24 protein-coding genes are annotated in these 25,421 nt (G+C 59.6%); 5 read left to right on the plus strand and 19 right to left on the minus strand.

The features are described 5' to 3' along the window. Nucleotides 1-19: 19 nt before the first annotated feature. The 10 genes from ACR0C3_RS03715 to ACR0C3_RS03760 all read right to left on the minus strand — a co-directional run bounded on the left by ACR0C3_RS03715 (nucleotide 20) and on the right by ACR0C3_RS03760 (nucleotide 9,195). Nucleotides 20-892: a substrate-binding domain-containing protein gene (locus tag ACR0C3_RS03715; RefSeq protein WP_480757209.1), complete on the minus strand. Its 873-nt coding sequence runs from the start codon at nucleotides 890-892 to the stop codon at nucleotides 20-22. Beyond that, entirely contained in the window at nucleotides 893-1,018 is a 126-nt protein-coding gene (locus ACR0C3_RS03720; protein WP_480757210.1) for a hypothetical protein, read from the minus strand. It lies immediately after the preceding gene. Nucleotides 1,019-1,031: 13 nt separating this feature from the next. After that, nucleotides 1,032-2,294, minus strand: coding sequence for a c-type cytochrome (locus tag ACR0C3_RS03725; RefSeq protein ID WP_480757212.1), 1,263 nt, complete (start codon nucleotides 2,292-2,294; stop codon nucleotides 1,032-1,034). Continuing rightward, nucleotides 2,295-3,500, minus strand: a complete 1,206-nt coding sequence (locus ACR0C3_RS03730) for a formate dehydrogenase subunit gamma (RefSeq protein ID WP_480757213.1) — start codon at nucleotides 3,498-3,500, stop codon at nucleotides 2,295-2,297. It lies immediately after the preceding gene. A 71-nt stretch (nucleotides 3,501-3,571) separates the two neighbouring features. Next, on the minus strand, nucleotides 3,572-4,168 hold the full coding sequence (gene fdh3B, locus ACR0C3_RS03735; RefSeq protein WP_170376582.1) for a formate dehydrogenase FDH3 subunit beta: 597 nt from the start codon (nucleotides 4,166-4,168) through the stop codon (nucleotides 3,572-3,574). 16 nt (nucleotides 4,169-4,184) lie between these two features. After that, entirely contained in the window at nucleotides 4,185-7,079 is a 2,895-nt protein-coding gene (locus tag ACR0C3_RS03740) for a formate dehydrogenase subunit alpha (RefSeq protein WP_170376584.1), read from the minus strand. 133 nt (nucleotides 7,080-7,212) lie between these two features. Beyond that, nucleotides 7,213-7,401 carry a ubiquinol-cytochrome c reductase iron-sulfur subunit N-terminal domain-containing protein gene (locus tag ACR0C3_RS03745; protein WP_480757214.1) on the minus strand — a complete coding sequence of 63 codons (189 nt, stop codon included), beginning with the start codon at nucleotides 7,399-7,401 and terminating at the stop codon, nucleotides 7,213-7,215. 58 nt (nucleotides 7,402-7,459) lie between these two features. Next, on the minus strand, nucleotides 7,460-8,071 hold the full coding sequence (locus ACR0C3_RS03750; protein ID WP_480757215.1) for a TorD/DmsD family molecular chaperone: 612 nt from the start codon (nucleotides 8,069-8,071) through the stop codon (nucleotides 7,460-7,462). Between the two features lie 3 nt (nucleotides 8,072-8,074). Then, nucleotides 8,075-8,644, minus strand: coding sequence for a DUF3306 domain-containing protein (locus ACR0C3_RS03755; RefSeq protein WP_480757216.1), 570 nt, complete (start codon nucleotides 8,642-8,644; stop codon nucleotides 8,075-8,077). Beyond that, nucleotides 8,641-9,195 (minus strand): DUF3305 domain-containing protein, encoded by a 555-nt coding sequence (locus ACR0C3_RS03760; RefSeq protein ID WP_170469868.1) that lies wholly within the window; start codon nucleotides 9,193-9,195, stop codon nucleotides 8,641-8,643. Before ACR0C3_RS03760 ends, ACR0C3_RS03755 begins: the two co-directional genes overlap by 4 nt. 261 nt (nucleotides 9,196-9,456) lie before the next feature. On the opposite strand from ACR0C3_RS03760, the gene ACR0C3_RS03765 reads away from it, so the two are divergent. Further along, nucleotides 9,457-11,412: a 4Fe-4S binding protein gene (locus tag ACR0C3_RS03765; RefSeq protein WP_480757217.1), complete on the plus strand. Its 1,956-nt coding sequence runs from the start codon at nucleotides 9,457-9,459 to the stop codon at nucleotides 11,410-11,412. Here ACR0C3_RS03765 and ACR0C3_RS03770 read toward each other — a convergent pair. Continuing rightward, entirely contained in the window at nucleotides 11,406-12,134 is a 729-nt protein-coding gene (locus ACR0C3_RS03770; RefSeq protein WP_480757219.1) for a c-type cytochrome, read from the minus strand. The two genes, ACR0C3_RS03765 and ACR0C3_RS03770, sit on opposite strands and share 7 nt — an antisense overlap. Nucleotides 12,135-12,242: 108 nt before the next feature. Here ACR0C3_RS03770 and ACR0C3_RS03775 point away from each other — a divergent pair, with 108 nt between their 5' ends. Genes ACR0C3_RS03775 through ACR0C3_RS03785 form a run of 3 tightly spaced genes read left to right on the plus strand, consistent with a single transcriptional unit; the run spans nucleotide 12,243 to nucleotide 14,475 of the window. Next, the gene (locus ACR0C3_RS03775; protein WP_170526484.1) at nucleotides 12,243-13,304 is read left to right on the plus strand and encodes an Mrp/NBP35 family ATP-binding protein; all 1,062 of its coding nucleotides are present in this window, start codon (nucleotides 12,243-12,245) and stop codon (nucleotides 13,302-13,304) included. Further along, entirely contained in the window at nucleotides 13,301-13,999 is a 699-nt protein-coding gene (locus ACR0C3_RS03780) for a biotin/lipoate--protein ligase family protein (protein WP_480757220.1), read from the plus strand. Before ACR0C3_RS03775 ends, ACR0C3_RS03780 begins: the two co-directional genes overlap by 4 nt. Beyond that, nucleotides 13,996-14,475, plus strand: a complete 480-nt coding sequence (locus ACR0C3_RS03785; protein ID WP_480757221.1) for a DUF6505 family protein — start codon at nucleotides 13,996-13,998, stop codon at nucleotides 14,473-14,475. Before ACR0C3_RS03780 ends, ACR0C3_RS03785 begins: the two co-directional genes overlap by 4 nt. A gap of 6 nt (nucleotides 14,476-14,481) precedes the next feature. On the opposite strand, the gene ACR0C3_RS03790 is transcribed toward ACR0C3_RS03785, so the two are convergent. The 8 genes from ACR0C3_RS03790 to acs all read right to left on the minus strand — a co-directional run bounded on the left by ACR0C3_RS03790 (nucleotide 14,482) and on the right by acs (nucleotide 23,937). Beyond that, on the minus strand, nucleotides 14,482-14,982 hold the full coding sequence (locus ACR0C3_RS03790) for a flavin reductase family protein (RefSeq protein WP_480757222.1): 501 nt from the start codon (nucleotides 14,980-14,982) through the stop codon (nucleotides 14,482-14,484). An 89-nt stretch (nucleotides 14,983-15,071) separates the two neighbouring features. Next, nucleotides 15,072-16,484, minus strand: a complete 1,413-nt coding sequence (locus ACR0C3_RS03795; protein ID WP_480757224.1) for a 3'-5' exonuclease — start codon at nucleotides 16,482-16,484, stop codon at nucleotides 15,072-15,074. Between the two features lie 2 nt (nucleotides 16,485-16,486). Next, on the minus strand, nucleotides 16,487-17,005 hold the full coding sequence (locus ACR0C3_RS03800; RefSeq protein ID WP_480757226.1) for a hypothetical protein: 519 nt from the start codon (nucleotides 17,003-17,005) through the stop codon (nucleotides 16,487-16,489). Between the two features lie 84 nt (nucleotides 17,006-17,089). Further along, the gene (locus tag ACR0C3_RS03805; protein ID WP_480757227.1) at nucleotides 17,090-18,913 is read right to left on the minus strand and encodes a DUF294 nucleotidyltransferase-like domain-containing protein; all 1,824 of its coding nucleotides are present in this window, start codon (nucleotides 18,911-18,913) and stop codon (nucleotides 17,090-17,092) included. Nucleotides 18,914-19,015: 102 nt separating this feature from the next. After that, nucleotides 19,016-20,800 (minus strand): sodium:solute symporter family protein, encoded by a 1,785-nt coding sequence (locus ACR0C3_RS03810; protein WP_170551306.1) that lies wholly within the window; start codon nucleotides 20,798-20,800, stop codon nucleotides 19,016-19,018. A gap of 15 nt (nucleotides 20,801-20,815) precedes the next feature. Further along, nucleotides 20,816-21,100 carry a DUF4212 domain-containing protein gene (locus tag ACR0C3_RS03815; protein WP_170376639.1) on the minus strand — a complete coding sequence of 95 codons (285 nt, stop codon included), beginning with the start codon at nucleotides 21,098-21,100 and terminating at the stop codon, nucleotides 20,816-20,818. Between the two features lie 181 nt (nucleotides 21,101-21,281). Next, nucleotides 21,282-21,965: an adenylate kinase gene (locus ACR0C3_RS03820; protein WP_170376643.1), complete on the minus strand. Its 684-nt coding sequence runs from the start codon at nucleotides 21,963-21,965 to the stop codon at nucleotides 21,282-21,284. A 7-nt stretch (nucleotides 21,966-21,972) separates the two neighbouring features. Beyond that, nucleotides 21,973-23,937, minus strand: a complete 1,965-nt coding sequence (gene acs, locus ACR0C3_RS03825) for an acetate--CoA ligase (protein ID WP_480524439.1) — start codon at nucleotides 23,935-23,937, stop codon at nucleotides 21,973-21,975. A 416-nt stretch (nucleotides 23,938-24,353) separates the two neighbouring features. On the opposite strand from acs, the gene dctP reads away from it, so the two are divergent. Then, complete coding sequence (gene dctP, locus ACR0C3_RS03830; protein WP_170551300.1) at nucleotides 24,354-25,370, plus strand: TRAP transporter substrate-binding protein DctP; 1,017 nt, start codon at nucleotides 24,354-24,356, stop codon at nucleotides 25,368-25,370. Nucleotides 25,371-25,421: the final 51 nt, after the last annotated feature.

Genomic DNA, 25,421 nt, shown 5'->3' on the forward strand with positions numbered 1-25,421 from the left:
TTTTAGAAAAGATGAAGCGCTAGCCGCTGGCGCCGTTGTGGTGGACCTGGCCTAAACCGGTCAGGTCATATCCACCAAATTCTGACGCGCGGGTTTGGAATTGATCCGAGCGTATGAAGTGCAGCAGTTTCTGCATAGGCTCCTCGAAATAGGCCCGCCGCCAGATGGCCAGATCCAGCCGTTCCGAGTGGGTCGGCACGAAGCGCAGGTTGTAGAGGCCGGCCAATGCGCCTAGGCCAAACCCGGCCTCGGCTTTGTTGTCGTGTAGGGTTATGGCCAGCTCTTCCTCGGTGCGGGCGCAGGTGGGCAGGGCGGTCAGGTCGTCTCGGGTCAGGCCTTGGGTTGAGAGTTCGGCATCGAACAGACGTTGGCTGGCGGCGCTGTTTTGGCGCAAGACGACGCGGCGACCTCTGAGGTCGTCAAAACCTGCAATGTCTGAGGTTTCCGGAGACAGCAAGAGCCCGCGTTGTCGTTGCGCAATCTCGATCAGGACCACAGAGGCCTCGCCCAAAGCATCGCGCAGGGATTGAGTGTTGAAGCCTTCGTCCTCATGGATATGTAGCGCTGCTGCCTGTGCGCTGCGACTGCCAAGGCGGATAAGACCGTCGAATGAGCCATCGTAATAAGTCGCAAGACCAGATCCGCTCTCCCGCAGCGCCCAGTCCAGCAGTGGATCATGGCTGCCGGCCACGATCGGGGGCAGGGGCGGTTCCGCCACCTGCGGGCCCGAACGCGAGGCGTTAAGCCATGCAATCACCTCGGACCGGGGAAACAGCAGCTTGCCCATGGCGCGGACACAAGGCACCTCGCCCGATGAGGCGAGATCATAGGCTTTCCGCTCGCCGATCCGCAACAGGTCGGCCAGCTCTTTCGTCGTCAGGTATTCGGACATTCAGTCGAGGCGCACAGCAGGGCCAGAGGTCGCCTGTTCCGCGCTGAAGCCGATCTGGTTCAGCGCAAAGGGGGCGGCAACAGTGATGACGACCATTGCAGTTACGGCGGCAAGAAAGGCTTTCATCTTTTCCTCCGGTTCAGTTCGGATCGACCGTTGCGCGGCGCAGAAAGGTGATCAGGTCGTCCCGGTCCTTTTCTTGCGTGATCCGCTGCATCGGCATCTTTGATCCTGGAATGTAGTGATCCGGCCCCTCATCGAAAAGGGCATTTATCGTCTCGTCATTCCAAATGATATCAGAGTCTTGCAACGTTTCCGAGTAGAAATAACCAGGCAGGGTTCCGGCTTGCCGTCCGAACACTTCGTAGAGTGTCGGACCTGCACGGCGCTGCCCGTCCGGTGTCAGGCTGTGGCAGATCGAGCATTTGCGGGCGAATTGCCGTTCGCCGTTGCTCATCTGGTCGGGGTCTTTCAGGAAACTTGGTTCTGACGCGGCCATCTGTTCCTGATCCCTCAGGGCGGCGACCGGCCAGCTATACATGGCTTCATCAATTCCCCCTGCGTGGATGTTCTGGCCGTCAGCCGAGAACGCCAGCGCCCAGACCGGCCCCCTCAGCGTGGCGCGAAAATCCTGGGCGATACGCCAGTCCACCGTGTCGATCACCATGATGTAACCTTCACCATCGCCAACGGCTAATAGGCTGCGATCAGGGCTGAGGGCCAGCGCCAGAATGGGGCGTCGGTCCAGGGTGAAATCCCTCTCTTCATCCGTGCTGAGGTCGCGGATACGGGTCCCGCCATCCACAGCGCCATAGGCGATCCAGCCGTCTTGTTCGTTCAGGGCAAGCTCATTGATGCCAAAGCCATGTTCGACCACGCGCCGGGTTTCCTGGCCGCTGGCCACGTCCCATTCGCGTAGGCTGCCATCCACACCCGCCGAGAACAGCCGGGTTCCATCCTGTGAAAACACCACCGCGTTCACACCGCCACCAGTCGGGCCCAGCATTTGTGGCACAGAGCCGTCCACCGGCCACAAGCCTATCGAGCCGTCCCAGCTGGCTGTGGCGACATGGGTTTTTGAGGCTGCAAGGCCCACGATCTTGCCTTTGTGCTGGCCAACGACCTCTCCACCCGGCCAGCGGCGCAGGGTGAAATCGTCTCCGGCGGAGTAGATGGCAGTGCCGTTGAACACAACAGAGTTGACGGCGGCTTCATGGCCCTCCAACCATTCGGGCATTTGATCGGACCACAGACCAACCGAATTGTCGAAACTGGCCGTAGCGATCCGCCCGTCAGGTGCGGTTGCGATGCCCATGATCGGCCCGCCATGGCCCTTGAGCGTAAAGAACTCGGACCATGCGGGCAGGGGGATCAGGGCCAGCGCGACAGCGAGCCAGCGCATCTATTCAGCGGGAGAGGCCGCTGCTTTTCCTGCCTCTTTTTCCTGCACCTCTTCCAGCCAGAGCGAGTGATGCTCACGCGCCCACTGCTCTTCGACCTCGCCAGTGCCCATGGCGTCAAACGCGCCTTCCATGCCGACCGAGCCGAGGTAGATATGGGCGATGATGATGGCGATGAAGACATAGGCCACCATGACGTGCCAGACTTGGGCGTATTGCATTTCCTCCTGCGGCGACATCTGGACGGGCAGGTTTAAGCCAAGCGCCTGCGGAATGCCTGTGGAGTTGGCGATCGAGAAGGTCTTGGCGAACATGGGCAGTTCGAACGGGAACAGCAGCGACAGGCCGGACAGGCTGATTGAGATACCCAGCAGGATACAGGCCCAGAAGATGATTTTCTGGCCCGCGTTGAATTTCTTGGCGGGCGGATGGCTGCCTTTGGTGAACAATCCCCCTCCGGCAGCCAGCCATTTCAGGTCGGTTTTGTTGGGGATGTTATGGGCGATCCAGTTCACGGTGACGATGATCAAGCCCAGCATGAAGGCCCATGCGAGGTTGTTATGCAGCCATTTACAGCCCTGCGCGATGGTTGCGAAACCTTCCTTGCCGAAGATCGGGATTAGGAAGTCGCGGCCATAAAGCGTCAGCAGGCCAGTGATCCCAAGGATCAGGAACGATCCAGCAAACAGCCAGTGCCCGAACCGTTCAAAACTGTTGAAGCGTAGAACCGTGCGGCCTGTCTTTTCCCCATCAATGCGGATTTTCCCGCGGATCAGGAAGAACAGCAGGATGACGGCTGCCATTCCAGCAATGATGTAGCTGCCGTATTCACGCAGTGGACCCGTTCGGAAGTTCCACCACCACATGCCGCCATCCTGAATCAGGACACCAGCAGCAGGTCCTTGCGAGGACACCGTTGTATCGGCTGAGCCAAAGCGAATTGCCCGATATATATCGCTGTCCGAGGCAACGCCGCTTGTTCCGAATTGGCCCAGCAGCCCCTCGACATTGCCCTGACCGGTGTTTTCCGAGCGATAGGCGTTGTCTACTTTCTCACCCCGCTGCCGCGCCAGAATATCTTCAAGCGTCGTGGCACCGCCGGTCGCGGCGCGCGCGTCCGCGGCAGGGGCCTCGGTCTCGGTGCTTTGGGCAAGGGCGAATTGGGTCAGCCCAATTGTGAACAGAAGGGCGAAGAGTAGACGGAACATCTGAACCTCGGTCAAAATGCCTAATGCAGGAGACCCACCTTGGCGGGTCACCTGTTTCTTATGCAGACGAATTAGCCGTCTTTCTGGTCGTAGGCCGTGCCCCAACCCCATGCGCCCGAGCCAAACCCGCGCGCAACTACACGCTCGCGGTAGATGGCCGAGACCACATCGCCGTCACCGGCGAGCAGGGCCTTGGTGGAGCACATCTCGGCGCAGATGGGCAGTTTGCCCTCGGCGATCCGGTTGCGACCATATTTGGCGAACTCTGCAGTCGAGTGCGTTTCCTCGGGGCCGCCGGCGCAGAAGGTACATTTGTCCATCTTGCCACGCGATCCGAAGTTGCCCGCCTGCGGGTATTGCGGCGCGCCGAAGGGGCACGCGTAGAAGCAATAGCCGCAGCCAATGCACAGGTCCTTGGAGTGCAGGACGACGCCTTCTTCGTTCTGATAGAAGCAGTCGACCGGGCACACCGCCATGCATGGCGCATCCGAACAATGCATACAGGCCACCGAGATCGAGCGTTCGCCCGGGTTGCCGTCATTGATCGTTACCACCCTGCGGCGGTTGATGCCCCATGGCACCTCGTGTTCGTTCTTACACGCGGTGACACAGGCGTTGCACTCGATACAGCGTTCAGCGTCGCAGAGAAATTTTGCTCTTGCTGCCATTTTTCTCTTCTCCTCCTTACGCTGACCAGATCTTGCAGAGAGTCGCTTTGGTCTCCTGCATCTGGGTCACTGAATCATAGCCATAGGTCTGGGCGGTGTTGGTACTTTCACCCAGCACATAGGGATCGGCACCTTTGGGATATTTCTCCCTCAGGTCCTCGCCCTGGAAATGGCCGCCAAAGTGGAATGGCATGAAGGCCACGCCGGCACCGACCCTGTTGGTCAGCATCGCCATCACCTTGACCTTGCCGCCCTCAGGACCTTCGACCCAGACCTGCGATCCGTCACGGATACCAAGGTTGTTGGCATCGCGCGGATTGATCTCGACGAACATGTCCTGCTGAAGCTCGGCCAGCCACGGGTTAGACCGTGTCTCATCGCCACCGCCTTCATATTCGACCAAGCGACCTGACGTGAGGATTATCGGGTAATCCTTTGAAAAGTCGTTCTTTTGGATCGAAGCATAAAGGGTCGGTAGGCGATAGGCCTGACGGTCCTCGTAGGTTGGATAGTCCTCCACCAGATCGCGCCGGTTCGTGTAGAGCGGCTCGCGGTGCAGTGGGATCGGATCCGGGAAGGTCCAGACAACCGCGCGTGCCTTTGCGTTCCCGAAGGGCGCACAGCCATGAGCGATCGCGACGCGCTGGATACCGCCGCTGAGGTCGGTCTTCCAGTTGGTCTCTGGTCCCGCAACAGCGTCGATCGCTGCGCGTTCCTCCGCCGTGAGGTCTCCATCCCAGCCAAGGTCCATGAGCATTTGCATCGTGAATTCAGGGTATCCATCCTGAATTTCCGATCCGACGCTATAGACCCCTTCGGCCAACAGGTTGTCACCATCGCGTTCCACCCCGAAACGGGCGCGGAAGGTCAGGCCACCTTCGGCCACCGGTTTGGACATGTCATAGAGGTTCGGTGTACCCGTATGACCCATCTCAGGCGTTCCCCAGCAAGGCCAGGGCAGACCATAATACTCGCCGTCGTTGGGTCCACCAATGGCTTGCAGCGTGGTTCTGTCGAACGTGTGCTGGTTGGCCATGTGGCTTTTCAGACGTTCTGGCGACTGACCGGTATAGCCGATGGTCCAGAGGCCCGAGTTGAACTCACGCGTGATGCTTTCAACATTCGGGGTTTCCGGGTCGTCCATCTCGATGTTGCGGAACAGACGATCCGCCCAGCCGAACTTATTGGCGAATTTGGCCATGATGACCTCGTCCGGCAAGCTTTCGAACAGGGGATCCACCACCTTGTCGCGCCATTGCAGCGAGCGGTTCGAGGCCGTGACCGAGCCACGTGTTTCGAACTGGGTACAGGCTGGCAACAGGTAGACGCCATCAGTGCGGTCCTGCAGAACGGCCGAGACGGTGGGATACGGGTCGATCACGACCAGCATGTCCAGCTTCTCCATCGCCGTCTTCATTTCCGTCATCCGGGTCTGCGAGTTGGGCGCGTGGCCCCACAGAACCATGGCGCGGACGTTGTTGTCCTGATCCATGTTGGCAGGGTCTTCCAGAACACCGTCGATCCAGCGGGAGACCGGGATGCCGCGCTCGTTCTGGAGCGGTTTATCCTTGCCTTCCTTGTCTTTGATCGTGGCGAACTGACCGGCCAGCCATTCGGGATCTTCACCCCATACACGGGCCCAGTGACCCCATGCACCTTTCGACAGGCCATAGTAGCCGGGCAGGGTGTGGGACAGAACACCAAGGTCCGTCGCGCCTTGCACGTTGTCATGGCCGCGGAAGATGTTGGTGCCACCACCCGTGGTGCCCATGTTGCCAAGTGCCAGTTGGAGCACGCAGTAGGCGCGGGTGTTGTTGTTGCCATTGGTGTGCTGAGTGCCACCCATGCACCACACAACGGTGCCGGGACGGTTGTTCACCATGGTCCGGGCGACGCGGCGCAGCTGCGAGCCGGGTGTGCCGGTGACGCGCTCAACCTCATCAGGGGTCCACTTGGCAACCTCTTCTTTGATCTGGTCCATCCCCCAGACACGGGTGCGGATGAACTCCTTGTCCTCCCAACCGTTGTCGAAGATGTGCCACAGGATACCCCAGACCAATGCGACGTCTGTGCCGGGGCGGAAGCGGACATATTCATCCGCATGCGCCGCAGTGCGCGTAAAGCGCGGGTCGCAGACGATCAGTGGAGCATTGTTCTGCTCTTTCGCACGCAGGATATGCAGCAGCGAGACGGGGTGCGCCTCGGCCGGGTTGCCACCGATGATAAAGATGGCCCGGCTGTTGTGCATGTCGTTATACGAGTTGGTCATGGCGCCGTAACCCCATGTGTTCGCAACGCCCGCAACAGTGGTCGAGTGGCAGATACGGGCCTGATGGTCCACGTTGTTCGTGCCCCAGTAGGCGGCGAACTTGCGGAACAGGTAGGCCTGTTCGTTATTGTGCTTCGCAGAACCCAGCCAGTACACACTGTCCGGCCCGGATTCCTGACGGATGTTCATCATGCCGTCGCCGATCTCGTTGATCGCCTCGTCCCAGCTGATGCGCTTCCACTCTCCGCCTTCCTTTTTCATCGGATACTTCAGGCGGCGTTCGCCATGGGCGTGTTCGCGGACCGCGGCCCCTTTGGCGCAGTGTGCACCCAGGTTGAACGGGCTGTCCCAACCGGGTTCCTGACCGACCCAGACACCATTTTGCACTTCGGCAACAACTGTACAGCCGACCGAGCAGTGAGTGCAGACGGATTTGATATTCTCAACGGCTTGGTTTGCCGCTGTCTGGGCGCTGGCTTGCGTCACGGTTCCACCCGTGGCGCTGATCGCGGCAAGGCCGCCGATCGTCAGGCCCGAGCCACGCAGGAATGCGCGGCGATCGACGGTTTTCTCGCCGACCTGGGACAGGATACTTGTCCGCTGGGGGCGTCTCGCAACCCCGTTGGTCTTTTTCCTAAGCATTGTTTTCCTCCCTTGCGCGCCGTGTCAGCCACGGCTGGCTTGGTACTTCGCGAACCGACATCAGGGCCAATCGCAACCGTCCGTCGGGTAGATGACATCGTCCGGCGGCGAGGCCGGGCGCAGTCGAGGCGGCTTAGAAGCGCGCGCTTTCCAGATACGCGCGGGTATGCGCGGTGTCCTGCATGCGGGTCTCGTCCGTCGTCAGCTCGGCTGCTTCGGCTTGACCGCTCAGGCTGGCGGCGGCGACAGCAGCGGGCGCTGCGGTTCCGGCCAGTTTGAGGAAGTCGCGGCGGGTTGCGCCTTCTTCCTTGGTCTTGCTCATGGGTGTCTCCTCTCCCATTTGCGATCTAGCGCCTCCTTGGGCGCTGGTGAGTGGCGGGTTATGCCGCCGTCATTCGGAAGGCCTCACGCTCGATCTCCATGAACACCCGACCGGCCGTCCCGACCGAGGCGTAGAGAACCGAAGCTTCGGCTGCTTCCAAATCCGAATAGAAATGTGCGGCCCAGGGGCCGATATGTTTGTTCCAGAACGCTTTTTGGTCGTCGAGCGGGGCAGCGGTTCCGAACCGGCCGACGATCATGCCAGCCATAATCTCCATCAGCGAGGCGATGTTATCTTCGGGCTCGAACACGTTCTTGGCACGGGTTATGCCGCGCACGGCCATATCATTACGCAACTGAGCCAGAGGTTTTTCGTTCAGGAACCCGGTCAGGTAAAAGCTGGCATAGGGCAGCAGCTCACCACGGCCCAACCCGATGAACAGCGCGTTGAACTCGCGTTCTGCTGCGGCGGGTTTGGTCACCTTGGCCACCCGTGCCATGGCTTGAATGGCCTGGCCCAGATCGGTGTCATCGCCACTTAGTCCCGCCATCTGATCCATTAGCAACTGATCCGGCGGGCCAGCGAGCAGCAGGCCCAGAAAATTGTAGAAATCCGCGCGCAGCCGATCCTCGGCCGAGATATCCATGTGTTGCGCGTCGCTTGCGGTCATCCGTTATCCTTCGAATTCAAATCTCATGCGGCGCGGGGCCGGGGTATAAGGCTCATCCTCGGGTTCTTCCGCATCAGCCAGAGCCATCGGTTCCGGCGCTGGTTCAGGTTCGGCGAGGATGGGTTCTTCTTCCTCGACAGGCTCGGGGGCGCCGACCTCTGGCTCATCCTCTTCGGTTGCCAAAGCCTCGATATGCGCCAACATCCCTTTGCCGACCTGATAAGCGGTTTGGAGGTTTTCGATCACGCAGGCGGCATCGGTGTAGTCTTCGCCGTAGTCGACCAGCCCGTCCACATTGGCCAGAACCGGGTTCAGCCGCCAAAGCCGACGCAGGGCGCGGCGGCGCAAGCGGTCGGGGACTGCCTTGGCCATGAAGCCCGACACATCATCGCCAACTTGCAACTGATCGGGGTCGGGCAGGTTGAACTCGACCAGAATTTCGGCGTCGCTCTTTTCTTCCAACTCGGCATGTTGCGCCGCAATGGTTTGTTGTTCCACCGCGATCGCTTCGGCCTCGGTTTCTGCCTGAACGGCTGCCTTGCGGCGGGACCAGAAATCGCGGGGTTGGGTCATTGCAGCACCTTCCTCGGTGCGCGGTAGACGTCCGAGGTCTGCCGAATACGCGCATCCCCCTTGCCGTCCTCCACAAGGTCCGTGCGTTTCTTGTCACGGCGGCGTTTGATGAAAACCTCATCGCGGTGGTGTTCCAAGGTGAAATCCCGAACCCAGGCGATCAGGCCTTCGGTCATCGGGATCTTCTCAACGATCTCCTCGCCAGTATCCGCGTAATCCTGCCCCTCGAACGGAGAGGCGGTGATCAGCGCCGCATCCATCGGGCGGTTGCCGTCCAGATCATTGCGTAGAACCAGATAGACGGAAGGCTGCCCATCGGAGAGGTTGACCATATAAGCTTCGGTCTCATCGGCCCAGAGGGTCAGGGGCAGGGTGGCGGCGTGGTATTCCACCGCATCGCCTTCGCGCCGAAGCTCCACCCAATCAGCAGGGCCTGCACCGGGCAGCACGGCAACTGCACGCCAGTTCCACTTCGCCCAGCGAGTTACCCCGGGTGTCTTGCGCACGATGACGCCAACAGGCATTTCAATACGGCTTGCGGCCTTGGCCACTGGCTCCTCCCCGTAAGGCTCTCCCCTGCCTTACCCTAAGTCTACTATGGTACACATAGGGCGGCTCTGCCAAGTCTCAATCGCGTGAAAAACCTCTTGTACGACTAAAGTTTAACAAGTGAAATTCCGACGTTTTGAATCAGGAAAATAAGCGCTCCAATAGAATTTAACGTGCGAAGCGTGGTGTTTGACAAAGACTGGATTGCCAGCCGGGCGATACCATCTAAGGTAACAAGTCAGGAAGCTGTCCGGGGGAGGGACATGGCCACCAAACTTATTCTATGTAACTGCGAAGGCTCGCAGCAGGTGGATGCCGACCGTATCGGCGCGGCCACTGAACTCGAGTGCAGCAAGACGCACACCGCCCTTTGCACGAGAGAACTGGGTGTCGTTGCAGAGTTCATGAAAGGGGATGACCAACTGCTGATTGCCTGCGGGCAAGAGCAGGAGGTGTTCCGCGATCTGGCCGAGGATCTTGAGGTTGAGCCACCCGCCTTTGTCGATCTGAGGGACCGCGCGGGCTGGTCGGACCAATCCGGTGACGCGGCCCCCAAGATGGCGGCCCTGGCGGCCGAGGCGTTGGTGCCCATGCCCATCTCGCCCAGTGTTGATGTAGTTAGCGAGGGGACCTGTTGCATCGTTGGCCCGGCCGAGGTCGCCTTTGATCTGGCCGAGCGTTTGTCGACCACGCTGGCGGTGACTGTTGTGACGGGTGATGAAACCTCGCCCATCAGCCGCAGCTTTGACGTGGTGCGGGGGCGGGTCCGCTCGGTTTCGGGCGCTTTGGGCGGGTTTGCCCTGCGGATCGACGAGTTGCAGCAGATCGCGCCCGGTGGTCGTGGCGCATTTGGTTGGACCGATCCGCGCGACGGAGCGCAGTCGGCCTGCGACATCCTGATTGATGTGACCGGAGACGCGCCGCTGGTTCAAGCCCCGGCCAAGCGCGAAGGCTATTTGAGGGCGGACCCGCGGGACCCACTGGCTGTCTCCAAACTGGCGTTTGATGCAGCGCAGTTGGTGGGGACGTTTGAAAAACCCCTCTATGTGCGTCTTGAGGAAACTCTGTGTGCCCATTCGCGGGCGGAACAGGTGGCCTGTACCAATTGCCTCGATATCTGCCCGACCGGGGCCATCACGCCCGCCGGAGAGCATGTTGCCATTGATCCCATGATCTGTGCGGGCTGTGGGGCGTGCGCTGCCCTGTGCCCCTCGACCGCGATCACCTACGAAGACCCGCCTGTGTCGGCGGTGCTGTCGCGAATGCATGTCCTGGCCCGGACCTATCGCCGGGCCGGAGGCTCTGCGCCGCGCCTTCTGGTGCATGACGCCCACGGCGCCGAGATGATCCGGATTGCCGCGCGGTTCGGACGTGGTCTTCCCGCCGATGTCATTCCGATGGAGTTGAGTGTGATTTCCGGTTTTGGCCACGCCGAGATGCTGGCCGCTTTGGCCCACGGCTTTGCGATGGTCGACATCCTGCTGGCCCCCACGACCGAGCGGGACGCGCTGGACCGCGAGCTGGAGCTTGCACAGGCGATCGCGCCGGACACGGGTCTTGGTTTGATTGATGAGGCCGACCCGGATGCGATGAGCGATCTGCTCTATGCGCAACAGGTACCGGCGGCACTGACCGATCCGGTTCTGCCCTTGGGCAACCGCAGGCAAATCGCCCGGTTGGCAGCGCAGGCTCTGAACCCTGAGGCCGAGGAGCCACTGGCTTTGCCTCAAGGCGCACCCTATGGGGCCGTCGCGGTGGATACGGATGCGTGTACGCTGTGCCTAAGCTGTGTGTCGCTCTGCCCATCGGGGGCCCTGATCGACAACCCGGATAAACCTCAGCTGAACTTCCAGCAGGACGCCTGTTTGCAATGCGGTCTGTGCCGCAACATCTGCCCCGAGGATGCCATTGCGCTGGTCCCACAACTGGACCTGAGTGATGCCGCGCTGTCTCAGCAGGTGTTGAACGAGGAAGAGCCCTTTGAATGTGTCGAATGCGGTGCCCCGTTCGGTGTGAAGTCAACGGTGGAGCGGGTCATGGAGAAGCTGTCGGGGATACACCCGATGTTTGCCTCGTCCGAGCAGGCGCGGATGATCCAGATGTGCGACAATTGCAGGGTGGGTGCGCAGTTCAACATGCAGGACAATCCGTTCCAGTCCAAGCCGCGGCCCAAGGTTGTGACGACGGATGACTATTTCTCAAAACGGAAGGATCATTGATGCTGCAGCGGCGCGCCGAGATCCGCTGCGCTGATGACCGAGACAAAGGCCAGAATGGCGTCCAGATCGTCCAGCGTCATCTCAACAGGGTGTATCGGCGACGGACGCGAGGGATCGAAGGGGGGCGTCAGCCCTTCGATCTGCGTAAAGGCCGGGTGAGGGTTCAACGCGAAGAAGGCCTGAAACCTCTCATCCCAATCAGGCAGCGTGCGCAACACAGCGAAAGAGGGGGTCGAGCCCAGCCCATTCAGGCGGTTCTGCGGGCCGATCACGTGGCAGCGTCCGCAATGGGTCATCGAAAGCTCCTCACCCAATGCGGTATTGCCGTCGATGACTTCGGAGGCCTCGGTACTGGCAACCTCAAAACTGGCACTAAAGGGCGGGCCTTGATCCGGAGCAAAACTTTCGATCGTGCGTTTGCCGATGTCCGAAAGGAGCCAGTCACGAAACCGCTCCTGTTTCGGGTCGTCCTGAATGCGCAGGTGATAGACGATCTCGCCACGGGCAAAGACCGGATCGCCCTCATTACCGGTATTCAACGCCATAACGCCCTCAGCATCGCTTATGACCCGTATCCCGGTCTTGAGTGAAAAGCGCGGAAGAATATGTTGCAAAAGGCCCGAGTTCGAAACTTCGGTCGGGCTGGCCAAGCCAATCGCGTCTTGCGCCCCGGAAGGGGTGGCGGAGAGCGTCAGGCTGAGGCACAAAAGGAAAAAGCGCATGCCCAAGCCTAATCGCCAAAAGGCAAATGCGTCAAATGAACGAAAAGAGACGGAGACACATGCAATGAAAAGCAACCATGCGATGGGGCAGGTTATGGGGATGATGGCATGAGTGTCCGTGACGCGGTTCTTGCAAACTTGAAAAAGATCACTGACCCGGTTTCCGGTCAGGATATCGTCAGCGCGGGCGTCGTGCGCGCCCTGAATGTCGAAGGCGATACCGTGCGCTTCGTACTTGAGATCGACCCCAAACAGGCTGAGCGGATGGAGCCGGTTCGCGCCGCCGCTGAGCAGGCTGCACAGATGGTCGAGGGTGTTTCGAAAGTGTCGGCGATGATGACCGCGCATTCCGACAAGGCTCCGCCGGATCTGAAGCCGAAACCAAAGCCCTCTCAGACCGGCCCGCAGGCTGTGCCCGGCGTGGATCGGATCATCGCCGTTGCTTCGGGCAAGGGTGGGGTCGGCAAATCGACCGTATCCGCGAACCTCGCCTGCGCCTTGGCGGCGGAGGGGCGGCGTGTCGGGCTGCTGGACGCGGATGTCTACGGGCCGTCACAGCCTCGGATGTTGGGTGTCTCGGGACGCCCGGCCAGCCCGGACGGTAAAACGATCCTGCCGCTGCGCAATCACGGCGTGACCATGATGTCGATGGGTCTGATGACCAACGAAGGGCAGGCGGTCGTTTGGCGTGGCCCCATGCTGATGGGTGCGTTGCAGCAGATGATGAACCAGGTTCAATGGGGCGCTCTGGACGTGCTGATTGTTGACCTGCCGCCTGGCACCGGTGACGTGCAACTGACGCTCAGCCAGAAGTTCCAGGTGGATGGGGCCATCGTTGTCTCAACCCCGCAGGACGTTGCGCTGATCGACGCCCGTAAGGGGATCGACATGTTCAACCAGCTCAAGACGCCGATCTTCGGCATGATCGAAAACATGTCGACCCATATCTGTTCCAACTGCGGGCATGAGGAGCATATCTTTGGTCATGGCGGTGTGGCCTCCGAGGCCGAGGCGCTGGGCGTGCCCCTTTTGGGAGAAATCCCGCTGCATCTGGATATCCGGATGGCCGCGGACGGGGGTGCGCCCATCGTGGTCAGCAAGCCCGACAGCCCACAGGCCGACGCGTTCCGCAAGATCGCGCGCGACCTGATCGCCAAAGGCAACGCATGAGCGAACCGGTCTTTCCCCCTCTGCTCACAGGTCATCCCGCCAAGGGTGGGGAAGACCCGTTCGAAAAGGCCCAGGCCATGGCGGCGCTGGGCTGCGATTCCGGCTCGGTCGTGTACAATATTCAGGCTGATCGCCTGCGCGCGGCCATCGTGTTCGCGCCCGAGGTCGCCTTGCAGGACGCCATGGCGATGCTGCCGCTCTGCGCTGTCGGGTTTCAGAACGCGCTGGGCGCTCTGGCCCCGCCAGAAGTGGCGGTGCATCTGGGCTGGGATGGCCTGATCTGCGTGAACGGCGCGAAATGCGGGCAGTTTCATGTTGCCGCGTCGACCAGCGATCCCGATGAGATACCCGACTGGTTGGTCGTCGGGTGGGAGTTGGTACTGCTGCAAACCAGCGATGCGCCCGGCCATACGCCCGACGTCACCGCGCTGTATGATGAGGGCTGCGCCGAGGTTTCGGCAACCCAACTGGTGGAAAGCTGGTCGCGTCATATGCTGACATGGCTCAACCGCTGGTCAGAAGACGGCAACGCGCCGCTACATGGCGAATGGCTTGGCCTTCTGCGCGGCGTCGGAGAACCAATCGAGGGGCAGGGCGTGTTCCTTGGCACGGATGAACGGTTCGGCATGTTGATCCGCGACAAGGATGAGACCCACCTGCGCCCGCTCACAAACCTATTGGAGGCGACCCGATGAAACTGGCCCGCGCGATACATTTCGATGAAAGCGACATGAATGTGTTCCACTCGCCCGCGCGTACAGGGGAATGGTGCATCTCGGGCGGGTTTGAGTTCTCGAATTGGGGGCAGGGCGATCTGGAAGGGAAAGCCCGTCAGGCCTTTGCCAATGGCTGGCTGGGGCTAGAGACTTTCGGGCGTGTGACCTTTGTGGCCGTTACCCAGATCGAACAGGCTGAGAAAGATCAGATCGTCGAAAATCTGGCCGAGCATTTCGTGAAACTCTACGGCGCACCATCGGTCGAGGCCGCGATGGGCGTGGCACAATCGGAGATAGATCATATGTCCGAGCTATGCGACGAACACCCTGCCAACACTTTGCTAACCGTTGCGCGTGAATTAACCGAAAGTGGCGTGCATGAAGCGTTCCGCGTGATCACCCCGCAAGAAACGCAGCTTGAGGCTCTGGCGGTTCACGGCTCTCTTGACGATTGAGGGTCGTCAGATCAGGTCGACAAACCCGCCGAACTGACCCCGCTTGAAGATCAGGCCCTGGCCCGTGCGGTACATGACCTGATCCACATGGCCGACCATGATCAGGTGGTCGCCTGCTTCGTGGCAGGCATGCAGATGGCAGTCAAACCGCGCCAGGCAATCGGCCAGTTGCGGTCGGCCCATTTCATCTACGCTCCAGTCTGCGTGAGAGAAATCTTCTCCGTCCCGAGCAAACCGCAGGCTTTGGTCCTGCTGCTCTTGTGCCATGACATGGATGGAATAGTGCTGGCAGTCCGAAAATGCGCCGAACCGGTTGGATTCCTTGGCCAGACACCACAGGACCAGCGGAGGGTCCAGTGAAACCGAGGTGAAGGAGTTCACGGTGATCGCGCGCGGCCCAAGTGCCGTCTGCGTTGTGACGACCGTTACACCTGTCCCGAAACACCCCAGCGCTTCACGAAACGCGGTGCTTTGATCAGGGGTCGGGATAAAAGTCTTCTCGGTCATTGCGCATCTGTTCTCTGCCCGATCGTCAGGTGCCATGACCGTTCCGTATTGTCCATGGTAACTTTGGTTCATCACGTTGAAAAACTAGGTCAGTTCAGGTCCTCCAACAAGCGACCATGTTTGCGGGTCTCGGTGATGATTGCGCCGAAGGTGGTGATTTCCCGCGCTTTCAGCATGGGCAGCATCCGCACAAGCGCCTCGGCCGTGGCCACCGCATCCCCCAGCGCCGTGTGACGGAGCGCTTCGGGAATTTCTACGTCCAAACGGTCACATAGCGCGTCCAGTGTATGTGTTTCGCTGGCGCCGAACAGGACAGCAGACAAAAGCACAGTGTCCAGAATTGGGTGGTCCCATTCAACACCCATCCGCTTGGCGTGACGGCGCAAGAATGCCATGTCGAATGGCGCGTTATGAGCAACAATCACGGCGTCCCGTGCGAATTGGTGAAAGATGCGGCCAGCCTCGCCAATGTCGGGCGCGCCTTGTACCATCTGGTCGCTGACCTTGTGAACCTTGGTCGAGGCCGCTGGAATGGGGATGCCTGGATCGACCAGCATATCGATCCGCTCGCCTTCGACAATGCGACCTTTCACGACCCGGACAGCGCCGATCTGGACGATCTCGTCCTTATGCGGCAAAAGACCGGTGGTTTCGGTGTCAAAGACTACAAAGCAAAGATCTTCAATCGTTTGGGCTTCGAAGCTAACCGAGGCGGACATGTTCAACAGATCGAAATCATAGACCAGCGGGCGCGCCGCGTCCGGGGCGATCTGCGCCGCGCTGTCGTCGAAAATCAGCATGTATCCAGGCGCATCCCCCAAAGGTTTCACGCGCGCGGCGTAAGTCTGCGCTCCGTCGATGCTGGTCAATGTGCAGGTGACGTCCTGACCGGTTTTGACCAGTTTCGAATAGGCGGCATACAGCGCTTCAGACTGTAGATAATCTTCAAGCGCGGCATTCAGACGGGGATGTGCGATCTGGGCCAGAACCTCGGCCGCTTGCGCATCATAGAGGACGATCTTGTGGTTCGGGCTGGCGAGCAGCATCGCAACCGGGATTTCGGTCAATAAGGCAGTGAGCCGGTTCTTTTCGGCCGCCAATTGGGCAGTCTCGGAAGCGACAGCCTCTGCGACGCTGAGCGTCTTGTGCGACAGCTGATCCGCCAGCCCAGCGGCGGCCGGGGCAAGGTCGCCCAGGTATTTTGCCGTCTGCACATCCATATTGCTGCTAACCCCGGCATGGGCCCGAGCGCGTAACTCGGCAGACAGACGCTCAATCGGTTTTGCCACGTTGTCGTCAAACAGCAACCAGACCCCGGCGATCAGAGCCAACAGCCCAAAGGCAATTACGATCCCGGCAAAAAGGAACGGGTCGAAAAGGGCAGGGTCGCCCTCACGAGCATAGCTGAACCAAAGCGCCAGAGCGCTGACCGCCAGCCCACCCGCCGCTAACAGGCAGAAGAACAGAAAGATTCTCAGACGCAGGCTCAACTTGGTCAGCATGATCAGACTCCGCAAGTGGCCTCGATGATCGGATCGCCGGTCCCCGCCTTGATCCAGTCGGCATTCAGAACGCGGCCATCGTCGCCAAACTCGGCCCCGTCGGCCAGATTGGCCCGCAGGTTTTCGGCGCAGTTTACGACAACTGGAACCTTCGAGACCGGTGCCCAGCGACCAAAGAAATAAAGCTCGACCAGCCTTTCACCCGGCACTTGTTCGTTCTTGCGTACCGAGTCTGTGTCGATGGCCGCGAACCTGTCCACGAAAGGCACGGCATAGGTCCAGGGGCGGTAAATCGCGCGGCTTTCGACCTCTTGGATGATGCTGACACTGTCCGGCAGCGTTTCGCGGGTGCGGTCGTACCACGAGTATTCGCTGGCAATCGTCATTCCGATCATGCCCAACCCTGCTGCAACCGGCGTGGCCCACCGGGGCAACCGTCCGCCGGTCAGCTTGTTTAGCACCAGCACGATCCCGGCAAAGGCAAAGCCCGCAAATATCGTACCGATCAATTCCAGAAACATTGGTCTTCTCCAGCCTTCGGGCGTTCCTCGCCCAGTCGTTTTAAATCAAATACGGTCGCCGAGGGCGACCCTGATCTCTCGATTTTAACCCAGCATTCCTTTGCCGTGACCAACGGCGGATTGCATGGTTTTCACCACAACAAACGCGTCCCTCAGGTGGCTGCGCTCAAAATCCGACAGGTTTGTAGGTGGCAGGTAATTGTCGGGTTTTTCCCCGGATTTGACCAGTGCGACCTGATGTTCCAGCCGAGTTTCCGCAATCAGATCATAGGCATCCAGCAAATCACGCGCACCCGAGGGGCTGAGGACACCGGTTGCCTCAGCCGCTTTCAGGCGGGCACGGGTGTTAGCCTCGGGCAGTTTGCCCTGCAGGCTGTAAATCCGCGCCAGATCAACCACCGGCACCACGCCGTTGTGTTTCAGATCCAGCGTATTGCGATGCTCGCCCGAGCGGATGGTGGCAAACCCTCTCAACAGACCCAACGGCGGCGTGTGTTTCAGCGAGTTCGAAATCATATGCGCGACAAAAATCGAATTCGCATTGGCGGCATTCAGCGTGTCGGCCTGAAGATCGGCGAACAGCTCGAACGAACCGCCGATAGGACGCAGGTCAAACATGACCGAGGCCAACATCTGCGCTTCGGGATTCGGTTTGGCAATCCACCCCTTGAAATAGTCGCGCCAGACATGCAGCGGCTGACACCAGCGCGGATTGGTCGCCATCATATCACCGGGGCAGTAGAAATAGCCGCAGGTATCCAGCCCGTCCGAGACATGTTTGGCCAGTTGCGTGAAATAGGCCATGTCATCTTCGGTCACCGCATCGTCCAGTATCAGGCAATTGTCCTGATCTGATACACCTGTCTGCTCCTGTCGTCCTTGCGATCCGCACGCCAGCCACAGGTATGGCACCGGCGGCGGCCCCAGTTTGGCTTCAGCAAGACTCAGCAGCCGACGCGTGGCAGTGTCGGCGATATCCGTGATCAGCCGTGTTACGATTTCATGCCGGTTGCCACCCGCAACCAACTGCACCAGCAGCTGAGGGATTTCTGCCGTGACCTTGGCCATTTCCTGGGCAGTGTCGGCATGGGCAATTCGGCGAACAAGCTCTGCCGAGTTCACGGCCTGATAATGGGTCAGGTCTGTCTGCGTAACGACGCCGACTAGACGTCCGCCCTCGCAAATCGGGATGTGGCCGATCCCTCGCTCCATCATCACGTGCAGCACATCCGAGCCGATATCCGATGGCGATAGGGTGGTTGGGTTCGGCGTCATGATCTGAGAGATCGGAGTATCCGCCGGCATTGCATCGGCCACAAACTTGCCCGAGATATCACGCAAGGTGGTGATGCCTACCAGATCGTCGGCCTCTGTCACGCATAGCGACGAAATCCCCTTGTCGCGCATCAGGCGCGCGGCGTCGCGCACGGTCGTGGCCGGAGGGCAGGTGGCCGGATTGTGCGCCATCAGGACATCAATGGCGCTGGTCGCCAAACTCTGCGGACCGCTGCGGCCCCCGCGTGAGCGATCGAAGAACTTCGAGACCACATCATGATTGTCGATCAACTCTCGCACCAGTTCAGGTGGCAGTACGATCAGCACAGATGGGGTATGGGCGCGCGCCTTGGTCGCGGCTTTGCCGTCTTTGAGCAGTCCGCGTTCTCCAAAGGAATTGCGCAAGCCCAGATGCGAAACGACCTCGTCGTTCTCATCCGTGATTTCAACCTGTCCTTCATAGATCACGAATACGCCGGGCAGTTTGTGGCCCAGATCGTAAACAGGGTAATCCTCATCTACCTCCCAGACCTCGATCTGTTTAGCGACTTCATCCAGTACGTCGGCGGGCAGGGCGTCATAAGGATGTACGGATTCCAGAAACCGGGTGATCTGGTCATGGGACAGGGGCATCTAAATACTCCGTGGAACAAAAATCCCGCCCGGTGGTGTGCCGGACGGGAGTAGTGGATCGAAAGACGCGGCCATTGGCAAGAACCTCAGGCCGCATCAGGCTCATTTGTTCTGAGCTGCGCCCGCACCACGGGGAATGCGTACGCTTTCGACCAGATCTTTGATCTCCTGCGGAGTCTCTTTGGTCATGCCGGCAACAACATACGCGACTGCGAAGTTGATCATTGCACCGATGGCGCCGAACGAGGTCGACTTGATCGGACCCAGAAGAGGATCAGCATCGGTGAACGAGTTGGTGCCAGGAATGAACAACCAGCCCTTGTGCAGGAAGATATAGACCAGAGTGACAACCAGACCAGCCAGCATACCAGCAACTGCGCCGGTGTTGTTGATGCGGGTCGAGAAGATCCCCATCATCAGCGCCGGGAAGATCGAGGCAGCCGCCAGACCAAAGGCCAAGGCCACGGTCTGTGCCGCAAAGCCCGGTGGGTTCAGACCCAGATAGGTTGCAACCAGGATGGCTACGGCCATTGCGATACGCGCGGCCAGCAGTTCACCTTTTTCCGAGATCTGCGGATTGATCGCACCTTTGACAAGGTCGTGGGACACCGCCGACGAGATCGCCAGCAACAGGCCCGCAGCGGTCGACAGAGCAGCCGCAAGACCACCGGCAGCGACCAGACCGATCACCCAACCCGGCAGGTTGGCGATTTCGGGGTTGGCCAGAACCAGGATGTCACGGTTGAACTTTGTCAGCTCGTTTCCGACCCAGCCTTTTTCTTCCGCGATAGCAGTCATCGCTTCGGACTTGTCGTTGTAGTACTGGATTTTGCCGTCGCCGTTCTTGTCTTCCCAATCCAGAAGACCGGTTTTCTGCCACGTCTGCATCCAGTCATAGCGCGGATCGTTGTCAATTTCCTCGACCGAGACTGCGCCACCTTCGATGCCACCATTGGGCCACATCATGTCGGTGATGTTCAGACGGGCCATTGCGCCAACCGCAGGGGCGGTCAGGTACAGCAGCGCGATGAAGACCAGCGTCCAACCCGCCGACCAACGTGCGTCAGACACTTTCGGAACGGTAAAGAAGCGCATGATGACGTGCGGCAGACCCGCAGTACCGATCATCAGCGACAGCGTGAACAGAACCATATTCAGCGTGTTCGAGTGGTGGGCCGTGTATTCGTTGAAGCCCAGCTCGGTCACGATGGCGTCCAGCTTGGTCAGCAGAGGCTCACCGCTTGCGGTGTCACCGAACAGACCCAGCGCCGGGATCGGAGTGCCGGTCAGCTGCAGCGAGATGAAGATCGCCGGGATGGTGTAGGCTGTGATCAGCACGCAGTACTGAGCAACCTGGGTGTAGGTCACACCCTTCATCCCGCCAAACACCGCGTATGCAAACACGACACAAGCACCGATCAGCAGACCGGAAGTGTTCGAAACCTCAAGGAAGCGGCCAAAGGCTACGCCAACGCCGGTCATCTGACCGATCACGTAGGTCACCGACGCAACGATCAGGCAGATCACGGCAACGACGCGTGCAGTCTGGCTGTAGAAACGGTCGCCGATGAATTCCGAGACGGTGTATTTACCGAACTTACGCAGGTAGGGCGCAAGCAGCAGAGCCAGCAGCACGTAGCCACCGGTCCAACCCATCAGGAAGGTCGAGTTGTCATAGCCGGTAAAGGCGATGAGGCCCGCCATCGAGATGAACGAGGCCGCAGACATCCAGTCCGCCGCTGTCGCCATACCGTTGGTGACCGGGTGAACGCCGCGACCAGCAGCGTAGAATTCAGATGTGGAACCCGCACGGGCCCAGATCGCGATGCCGATGTATAGCGCAAAACTCGCGCCAACAAACAGCAGGTTGATGGTAAACTGATCCATTGTCCCCGCTCTCCCTTACTCTTCGTCTACGCCGTGTTCGGCGTCTAGCTTGTTCATGCGCCAGGCGTAGTTGAAGATCAGCACCAGAAAGACCAAGATTGATCCCTGCTGAGCGAACCAAAAGCCCAGATCAGTACCGCCAACAGATATGCCGGACAGCAGCGGACGCAGCAGGATGCCGAATCCAAACGACACCAGCGCCCAGATCGCGAGGCTGATGTAGATGAGGCGCAGGTTGGCCTGCCAATAGCCCTTATCGGCTTCGGCAGTCTGCGCGGAGTTGGTAGATTGATCCGCCATTGCGGGTTCCTCCTTCGCTTCCTCGTTGGGCGGTCCTTTGCTTCGTTCCTCCAGCGCGCCGGACCGCTTCTCGAATGTGACAGATACCCCGTGGCATCTGACAAAACTCCTCTGTTCCGCCAAGGCGGTGCATCGAAGTATTCTGTTTAAGGATCAAGGCCTTACGGCCTGTCTCCCTCCCTTAGTTCACCGCGCTGGCGACGATGTCCTCCAGGTCGCGCGCGATGTCTTCAATCTTGCCCATGGCGTTCGTCCGCTTCAGAACGCTCTGACCGTCGTAATAGGTGATCAGTGGGGCTGTCTGTGCGTGATAGGCACTCAGGCGTGAGGCAACGGTTTCCGCGTTGTCATCTGCCCGGCGCTTGAACTCGGTCCCACCGCAATTGTCGCAAGTGCCGTCGACCGACGGTTTCTTGAACGTGTCATGGTAGCCTTCACCGCAGCCGGCGCAGGTGTAGCGGCCCGAGATCCGGATCACCATTTCCGCATCCTCAACCTCAAGGCTGATCGCGGCGCTGATCTTCTGGTCCTTTTCCGCCAGAAGACCATCCAGCGCCTCGGCCTGAACGGTGGTGCGGGGGAAGCCATCGAGAATGACCCCTTTGGCACAGTCGGGTTCCGCCATGCGATCGCGCAGGATGTCGATGACGATCTGGTCGCTGACCAGCTCGCCGGCCTCCATCACGGCTTTCGCCGCCTTTCCGGCATCGGTGCCTGCAGCAACAGCCGCACGCAGAAGGTCACCGGTGCTGAGTTGCACTAGCCCGAACTTGTCTTCCAGCATGCGCGCCTGAGTGCCCTTCCCGGCGCCCGGAGGGCCGAGAAGGATGAGAACAGCAGGAGTTGTCATGGTCGCAGCGTCCATCATGCCCTCACTTATTCGCTCGGTTTGCAATCAGGTCGTCGACGACCGACGGATCGGCCAGAGTGGACGTATCGCCCAGCGAGCCAAAGTCGTTTTCGGCGATCTTGCGCAGGATACGGCGCATGATCTTGCCCGAGCGTGTTTTGGGCAGACCTGGGGACCACTGAATGACGTCGGGCGAGGCGATCGGGCCAATCTCGGTGCGAACCCATGTGCGCAGCTCTTTGAGCAGCTCATCCGAAGGCTCACGGTCATTCATCAAAGTGACATAACAATAGATGCCTTGTCCTTTGATTTCATGGGGATAGCCCACAACGGCGGCCTCGGCCACTGCTGCATGCGCTACCAGCGCGCTTTCGACTTCGGCAGTGCCCATACGGTGGCCCGAGACGTTGATCACGTCATCGACTCGGCCAGTGATCCAGTAGTCACCACCTTCGTCGCGACGGCAGCCGTCACCGGTGAAGTAGTAGCCTTTGTAGTCCGAGAAATAGGTCTTTTCGAACCGTTCATGATCGCCCCATACGGTGCGCATCTGGCCGGGCCAGCTGTCCTTGATGCACAGTACACCTTCGACACCGTTGCCTTCGATCTCGACGCCAGATTGCGGGTCCAAAACCACTGGCTCGATGCCAAAGAACGGTTTCATCGCCGAGCCGGGCTTCATCGCATGTGCGCCGGGCAGGGGGGTCATCAGGTGACCGCCGGTTTCAGTCTGCCACCACGTATCGACGATCGGGCATTTTCCCTTGCCGACAACCTCATTGTACCAGTTCCAAGCTTCCGGGTTAATTGGCTCACCCACGGTGCCCAGAACTTTGAGGTCGCTGAGGTCGTGTTTTTCGACCCACCCACTTCCCTGTCCCATCAGGGCTCGGATCGCGGTTGGGGCCGTGTAGAACTGGTTGACCTTGTGCTTGGCGCAAACTTCCCAGAAGCGGCCTGCATCCGGGTAGGTCGGCACGCCTTCGAACATCAGGGTTGTGGCACCATTGGCCAGCGGACCATAAACGATATAGCTGTGGCCAGTGACCCAACCCACGTCTGCCGTACACCAGTACACATCGCCTTCATGATAGTCGAAGGTGATCTCATGGGTCATTGCGGCATAGACCAGATAGCCGCCGGTAGTGTGAACCACACCCTTGGGCTGGCCGGTCGAACCCGACGTGTAAAGAATGAACAGCGGGTCTTCCGCGCTCATCTCGGCTGGGGCGCAATAGTCATCGGCCTCAAGCGCCATTTCGTTGTAGTCGTAGTCACGTCCATCAATCCAAGTGGTCTGACCACCCGTGCGTTTGACGACCAGGCATTTCACGCTGTCCTTGCAGTGCAGCAGCGCCGCGTCTGCGTTCGATTTCAGCGGTGTTTTACGGCCACCGCGCGGGGCTTCATCTGCGGTGATGACGACTTTGGCGTCGCAACCGTTAACACGGGCCGCCAGAGCGTCAGGCGAGAAGCCTGCAAAAACGATCGAGTGAATCGCTCCGATGCGCGCGCAGGCCAGCATTGCATAGGCGGCCTCGGGGATCATCGGCAGATAAATAATGACGCGATCACCTTTGCGCACGCCCATGGATTCCAGAATATTGGCCATGCGACAGGTGCGGCGGTGCAACTCGGCATAGGTGATGTGCTGGGCAGCATCATTTGGATCATCCGGCTCCCAGATGATTGCAGTCTGATCGCCGCGCGTTTCCAGATGGCGATCCAGGCAGTTGGCCGAGACGTTCAGAGTACCATCGGCATACCAGTTGATCTTAACCGAGCCGAAGTCGTAATTGACATCCTTGACCTGCGTAAAGGGCTTGATCCAGTCGATCCGCTTGCCGTGTTCGCCCCAGAACGCGTCCGGGTCGCTAACCGATGCGGCATACATCTCTTCATATTTCGCGGCATCGACATGCGCCCGCTCAACGGTCTCTGCGGTTGGCGGATAGGTCTTGGCATCTGCCTGGGCAGCGGTGGTCATGTTGAGGCTCCTCCCTCTAGGCTGGATAACTATGGGACGTCTCTTGCCCGTTATTTGAGCATTGTCGATCCCGTTCCTCCCCAATCGAAGTATGGCCGGGTTCAGAAAATAATGAAATAAATTGCCGTATTCCTTGGATTTGTTTGTAAAGAAATTTTTCTGAGCGAAGTAAATAAGTAAAAAAATTTTGCTGAGCTGAAAATTAACGTTAAAAAACAACATTAAAATTGTAAATTTTTTGGTCGGCCCATGAGGGGTGTTTCCGTGGTGATCCGCAGCTATGTCGTCGAACAACAAGAGTGAAAAGATGTGCTTGAAAATCACCTACTAGGAAGCAGGGGTTGGCACATATACATGTTGGCGCTAGCATCTTTCCAAGCGCCTCGGGAGGGGGCGCATCAAAGGGAGAAGATATTATGAAAAAGATGCTGAGCGGTGCCGCCGTCGCCGCCCTTGGCGTTGCGTTCGTGTCCGAGGCCGCAGCCACCGAATGGAACGCTTCGGTCTGGGGCAAGCGCCGCGCCTTTACCGAACATGTCGAAAAACTGGCCGAACTGGTCTCGGAAAAAACCGGCGGAGAGTTCACGATCAATGTCAGCTATGGCGGCCTGTCGAAACCGCGCGAGAATCTGGACGGGATCGAGATCGGCGCATTCGAGATTGCGCAGTTCTGTGCGGGCTATCACCGCGACAAGAACCGCGCGATTACGGTGCTGGAGCTGCCGTTTCTGGGCGTGAACAATCTGGAAGAAGAGGTTGCCGTCAGCCATGCGGTCTATGATCACCCGGCGGTGGCTGATGAGATGGCGCAATGGAATGCGCGCATTCTGATGACCTCGCCCATGCCTCAGTACAATCTGGTCGGCACCGGCGATCCACGCGATAATCTGGCCGCGTTCGAAGGAATGCGCGTCCGCGCAACAGGTGGTCTGGGCAAAGCGTTCGAGGCCGTGGGCGGTGTCCCAACCTCGGTCCCTGCGACTGAAGCGTTCAACGCCATGGAATCGGGTGTGGTCGATACCGTCGCCTTCGCGCAGCACGCGCACCTGTCCTTTGGCACGATCAATGAAGCGGATTGGTGGACGGCAAACCTCAACCCCGGCACCGTGAATTGCCCGGTGGTTGCGAATATCGACGCGTATGAAGCGCTGTCGCCTGAGCACCGCGAAGCGCTTGATAGCTCGATTGACGAGGCCATTGCGCACTATCTGGCCAACTATGCTGGACTTCTGGAGCAATGGGATAGCGTCCTGGAAGAAAAGGGTGTGCAGAAGGTAATGATCGACGACGCGGTCATTGAAGAGTTCCGCGCCAAGGCCGCCGATCCGATCCGCGAACAGTGGATTGCGGATATGAGCGCGCAGGGCCTACCAGCGCAGGACCTCTACGATTTGGTTCAGACTACGCTGACGCAACAGCGCGGCGGCAACTGATCGCATACGCCGGGCGCGTCCTAGCGCCCGGCCTTTCTTGACAAAGGGGAT

It is taken from the genome of Ruegeria sp. CK3 (genome assembly GCF_056536565.1).

Coding starts and splice junctions, on each gene's coding strand:
- ACR0C3_RS03715 (WP_480757209.1), bottom strand. CDS start 892: ATGTCCGAATACCTGACGACGAAAGAGCTGGCCGACCTGTTGCGGATC.
- ACR0C3_RS03720 (WP_480757210.1), bottom strand. CDS start 1,018: ATGAAAGCCTTTCTTGCCGCCGTAACTGCAATGGTCGTCATCACTGTT.
- ACR0C3_RS03725 (WP_480757212.1), bottom strand. CDS start 2,294: ATGCGCTGGCTCGCTGTCGCGCTGGCCCTGATCCCCCTGCCCGCATGG.
- ACR0C3_RS03730 (WP_480757213.1), bottom strand. CDS start 3,500: ATGTTCCGTCTACTCTTCGCCCTTCTGTTCACAATTGGGCTGACCCAA.
- fdh3B (WP_170376582.1), bottom strand. CDS start 4,168: ATGGCAGCAAGAGCAAAATTTCTCTGCGACGCTGAACGCTGTATCGAG.
- ACR0C3_RS03740 (WP_170376584.1), bottom strand. CDS start 7,079: ATGCTTAGGAAAAAGACCAACGGGGTTGCGAGACGCCCCCAGCGGACA.
- ACR0C3_RS03745 (WP_480757214.1), bottom strand. CDS start 7,401: ATGAGCAAGACCAAGGAAGAAGGCGCAACCCGCCGCGACTTCCTCAAA.
- ACR0C3_RS03750 (WP_480757215.1), bottom strand. CDS start 8,071: ATGACCGCAAGCGACGCGCAACACATGGATATCTCGGCCGAGGATCGG.
- ACR0C3_RS03755 (WP_480757216.1), bottom strand. CDS start 8,644: ATGACCCAACCCCGCGATTTCTGGTCCCGCCGCAAGGCAGCCGTTCAG.
- ACR0C3_RS03765 (WP_480757217.1), top strand. CDS start 9,457: ATGGCCACCAAACTTATTCTATGTAACTGCGAAGGCTCGCAGCAGGTG.
- ACR0C3_RS03770 (WP_480757219.1), bottom strand. CDS start 12,134: ATGCGCTTTTTCCTTTTGTGCCTCAGCCTGACGCTCTCCGCCACCCCT.
- ACR0C3_RS03775 (WP_170526484.1), top strand. CDS start 12,243: ATGAGTGTCCGTGACGCGGTTCTTGCAAACTTGAAAAAGATCACTGAC.
- ACR0C3_RS03780 (WP_480757220.1), top strand. CDS start 13,301: ATGAGCGAACCGGTCTTTCCCCCTCTGCTCACAGGTCATCCCGCCAAG.
- ACR0C3_RS03785 (WP_480757221.1), top strand. CDS start 13,996: ATGAAACTGGCCCGCGCGATACATTTCGATGAAAGCGACATGAATGTG.
- ACR0C3_RS03790 (WP_480757222.1), bottom strand. CDS start 14,982: ATGACCGAGAAGACTTTTATCCCGACCCCTGATCAAAGCACCGCGTTT.
- ACR0C3_RS03795 (WP_480757224.1), bottom strand. CDS start 16,484: ATGCTGACCAAGTTGAGCCTGCGTCTGAGAATCTTTCTGTTCTTCTGC.
- ACR0C3_RS03800 (WP_480757226.1), bottom strand. CDS start 17,005: ATGTTTCTGGAATTGATCGGTACGATATTTGCGGGCTTTGCCTTTGCC.
- ACR0C3_RS03805 (WP_480757227.1), bottom strand. CDS start 18,913: ATGCCCCTGTCCCATGACCAGATCACCCGGTTTCTGGAATCCGTACAT.
- ACR0C3_RS03810 (WP_170551306.1), bottom strand. CDS start 20,800: ATGGATCAGTTTACCATCAACCTGCTGTTTGTTGGCGCGAGTTTTGCG.
- ACR0C3_RS03815 (WP_170376639.1), bottom strand. CDS start 21,100: ATGGCGGATCAATCTACCAACTCCGCGCAGACTGCCGAAGCCGATAAG.
- ACR0C3_RS03820 (WP_170376643.1), bottom strand. CDS start 21,965: ATGGACGCTGCGACCATGACAACTCCTGCTGTTCTCATCCTTCTCGGC.
- acs (WP_480524439.1), bottom strand. CDS start 23,937: ATGACCACCGCTGCCCAGGCAGATGCCAAGACCTATCCGCCAACCGCA.
- dctP (WP_170551300.1), top strand. CDS start 24,354: ATGAAAAAGATGCTGAGCGGTGCCGCCGTCGCCGCCCTTGGCGTTGCG.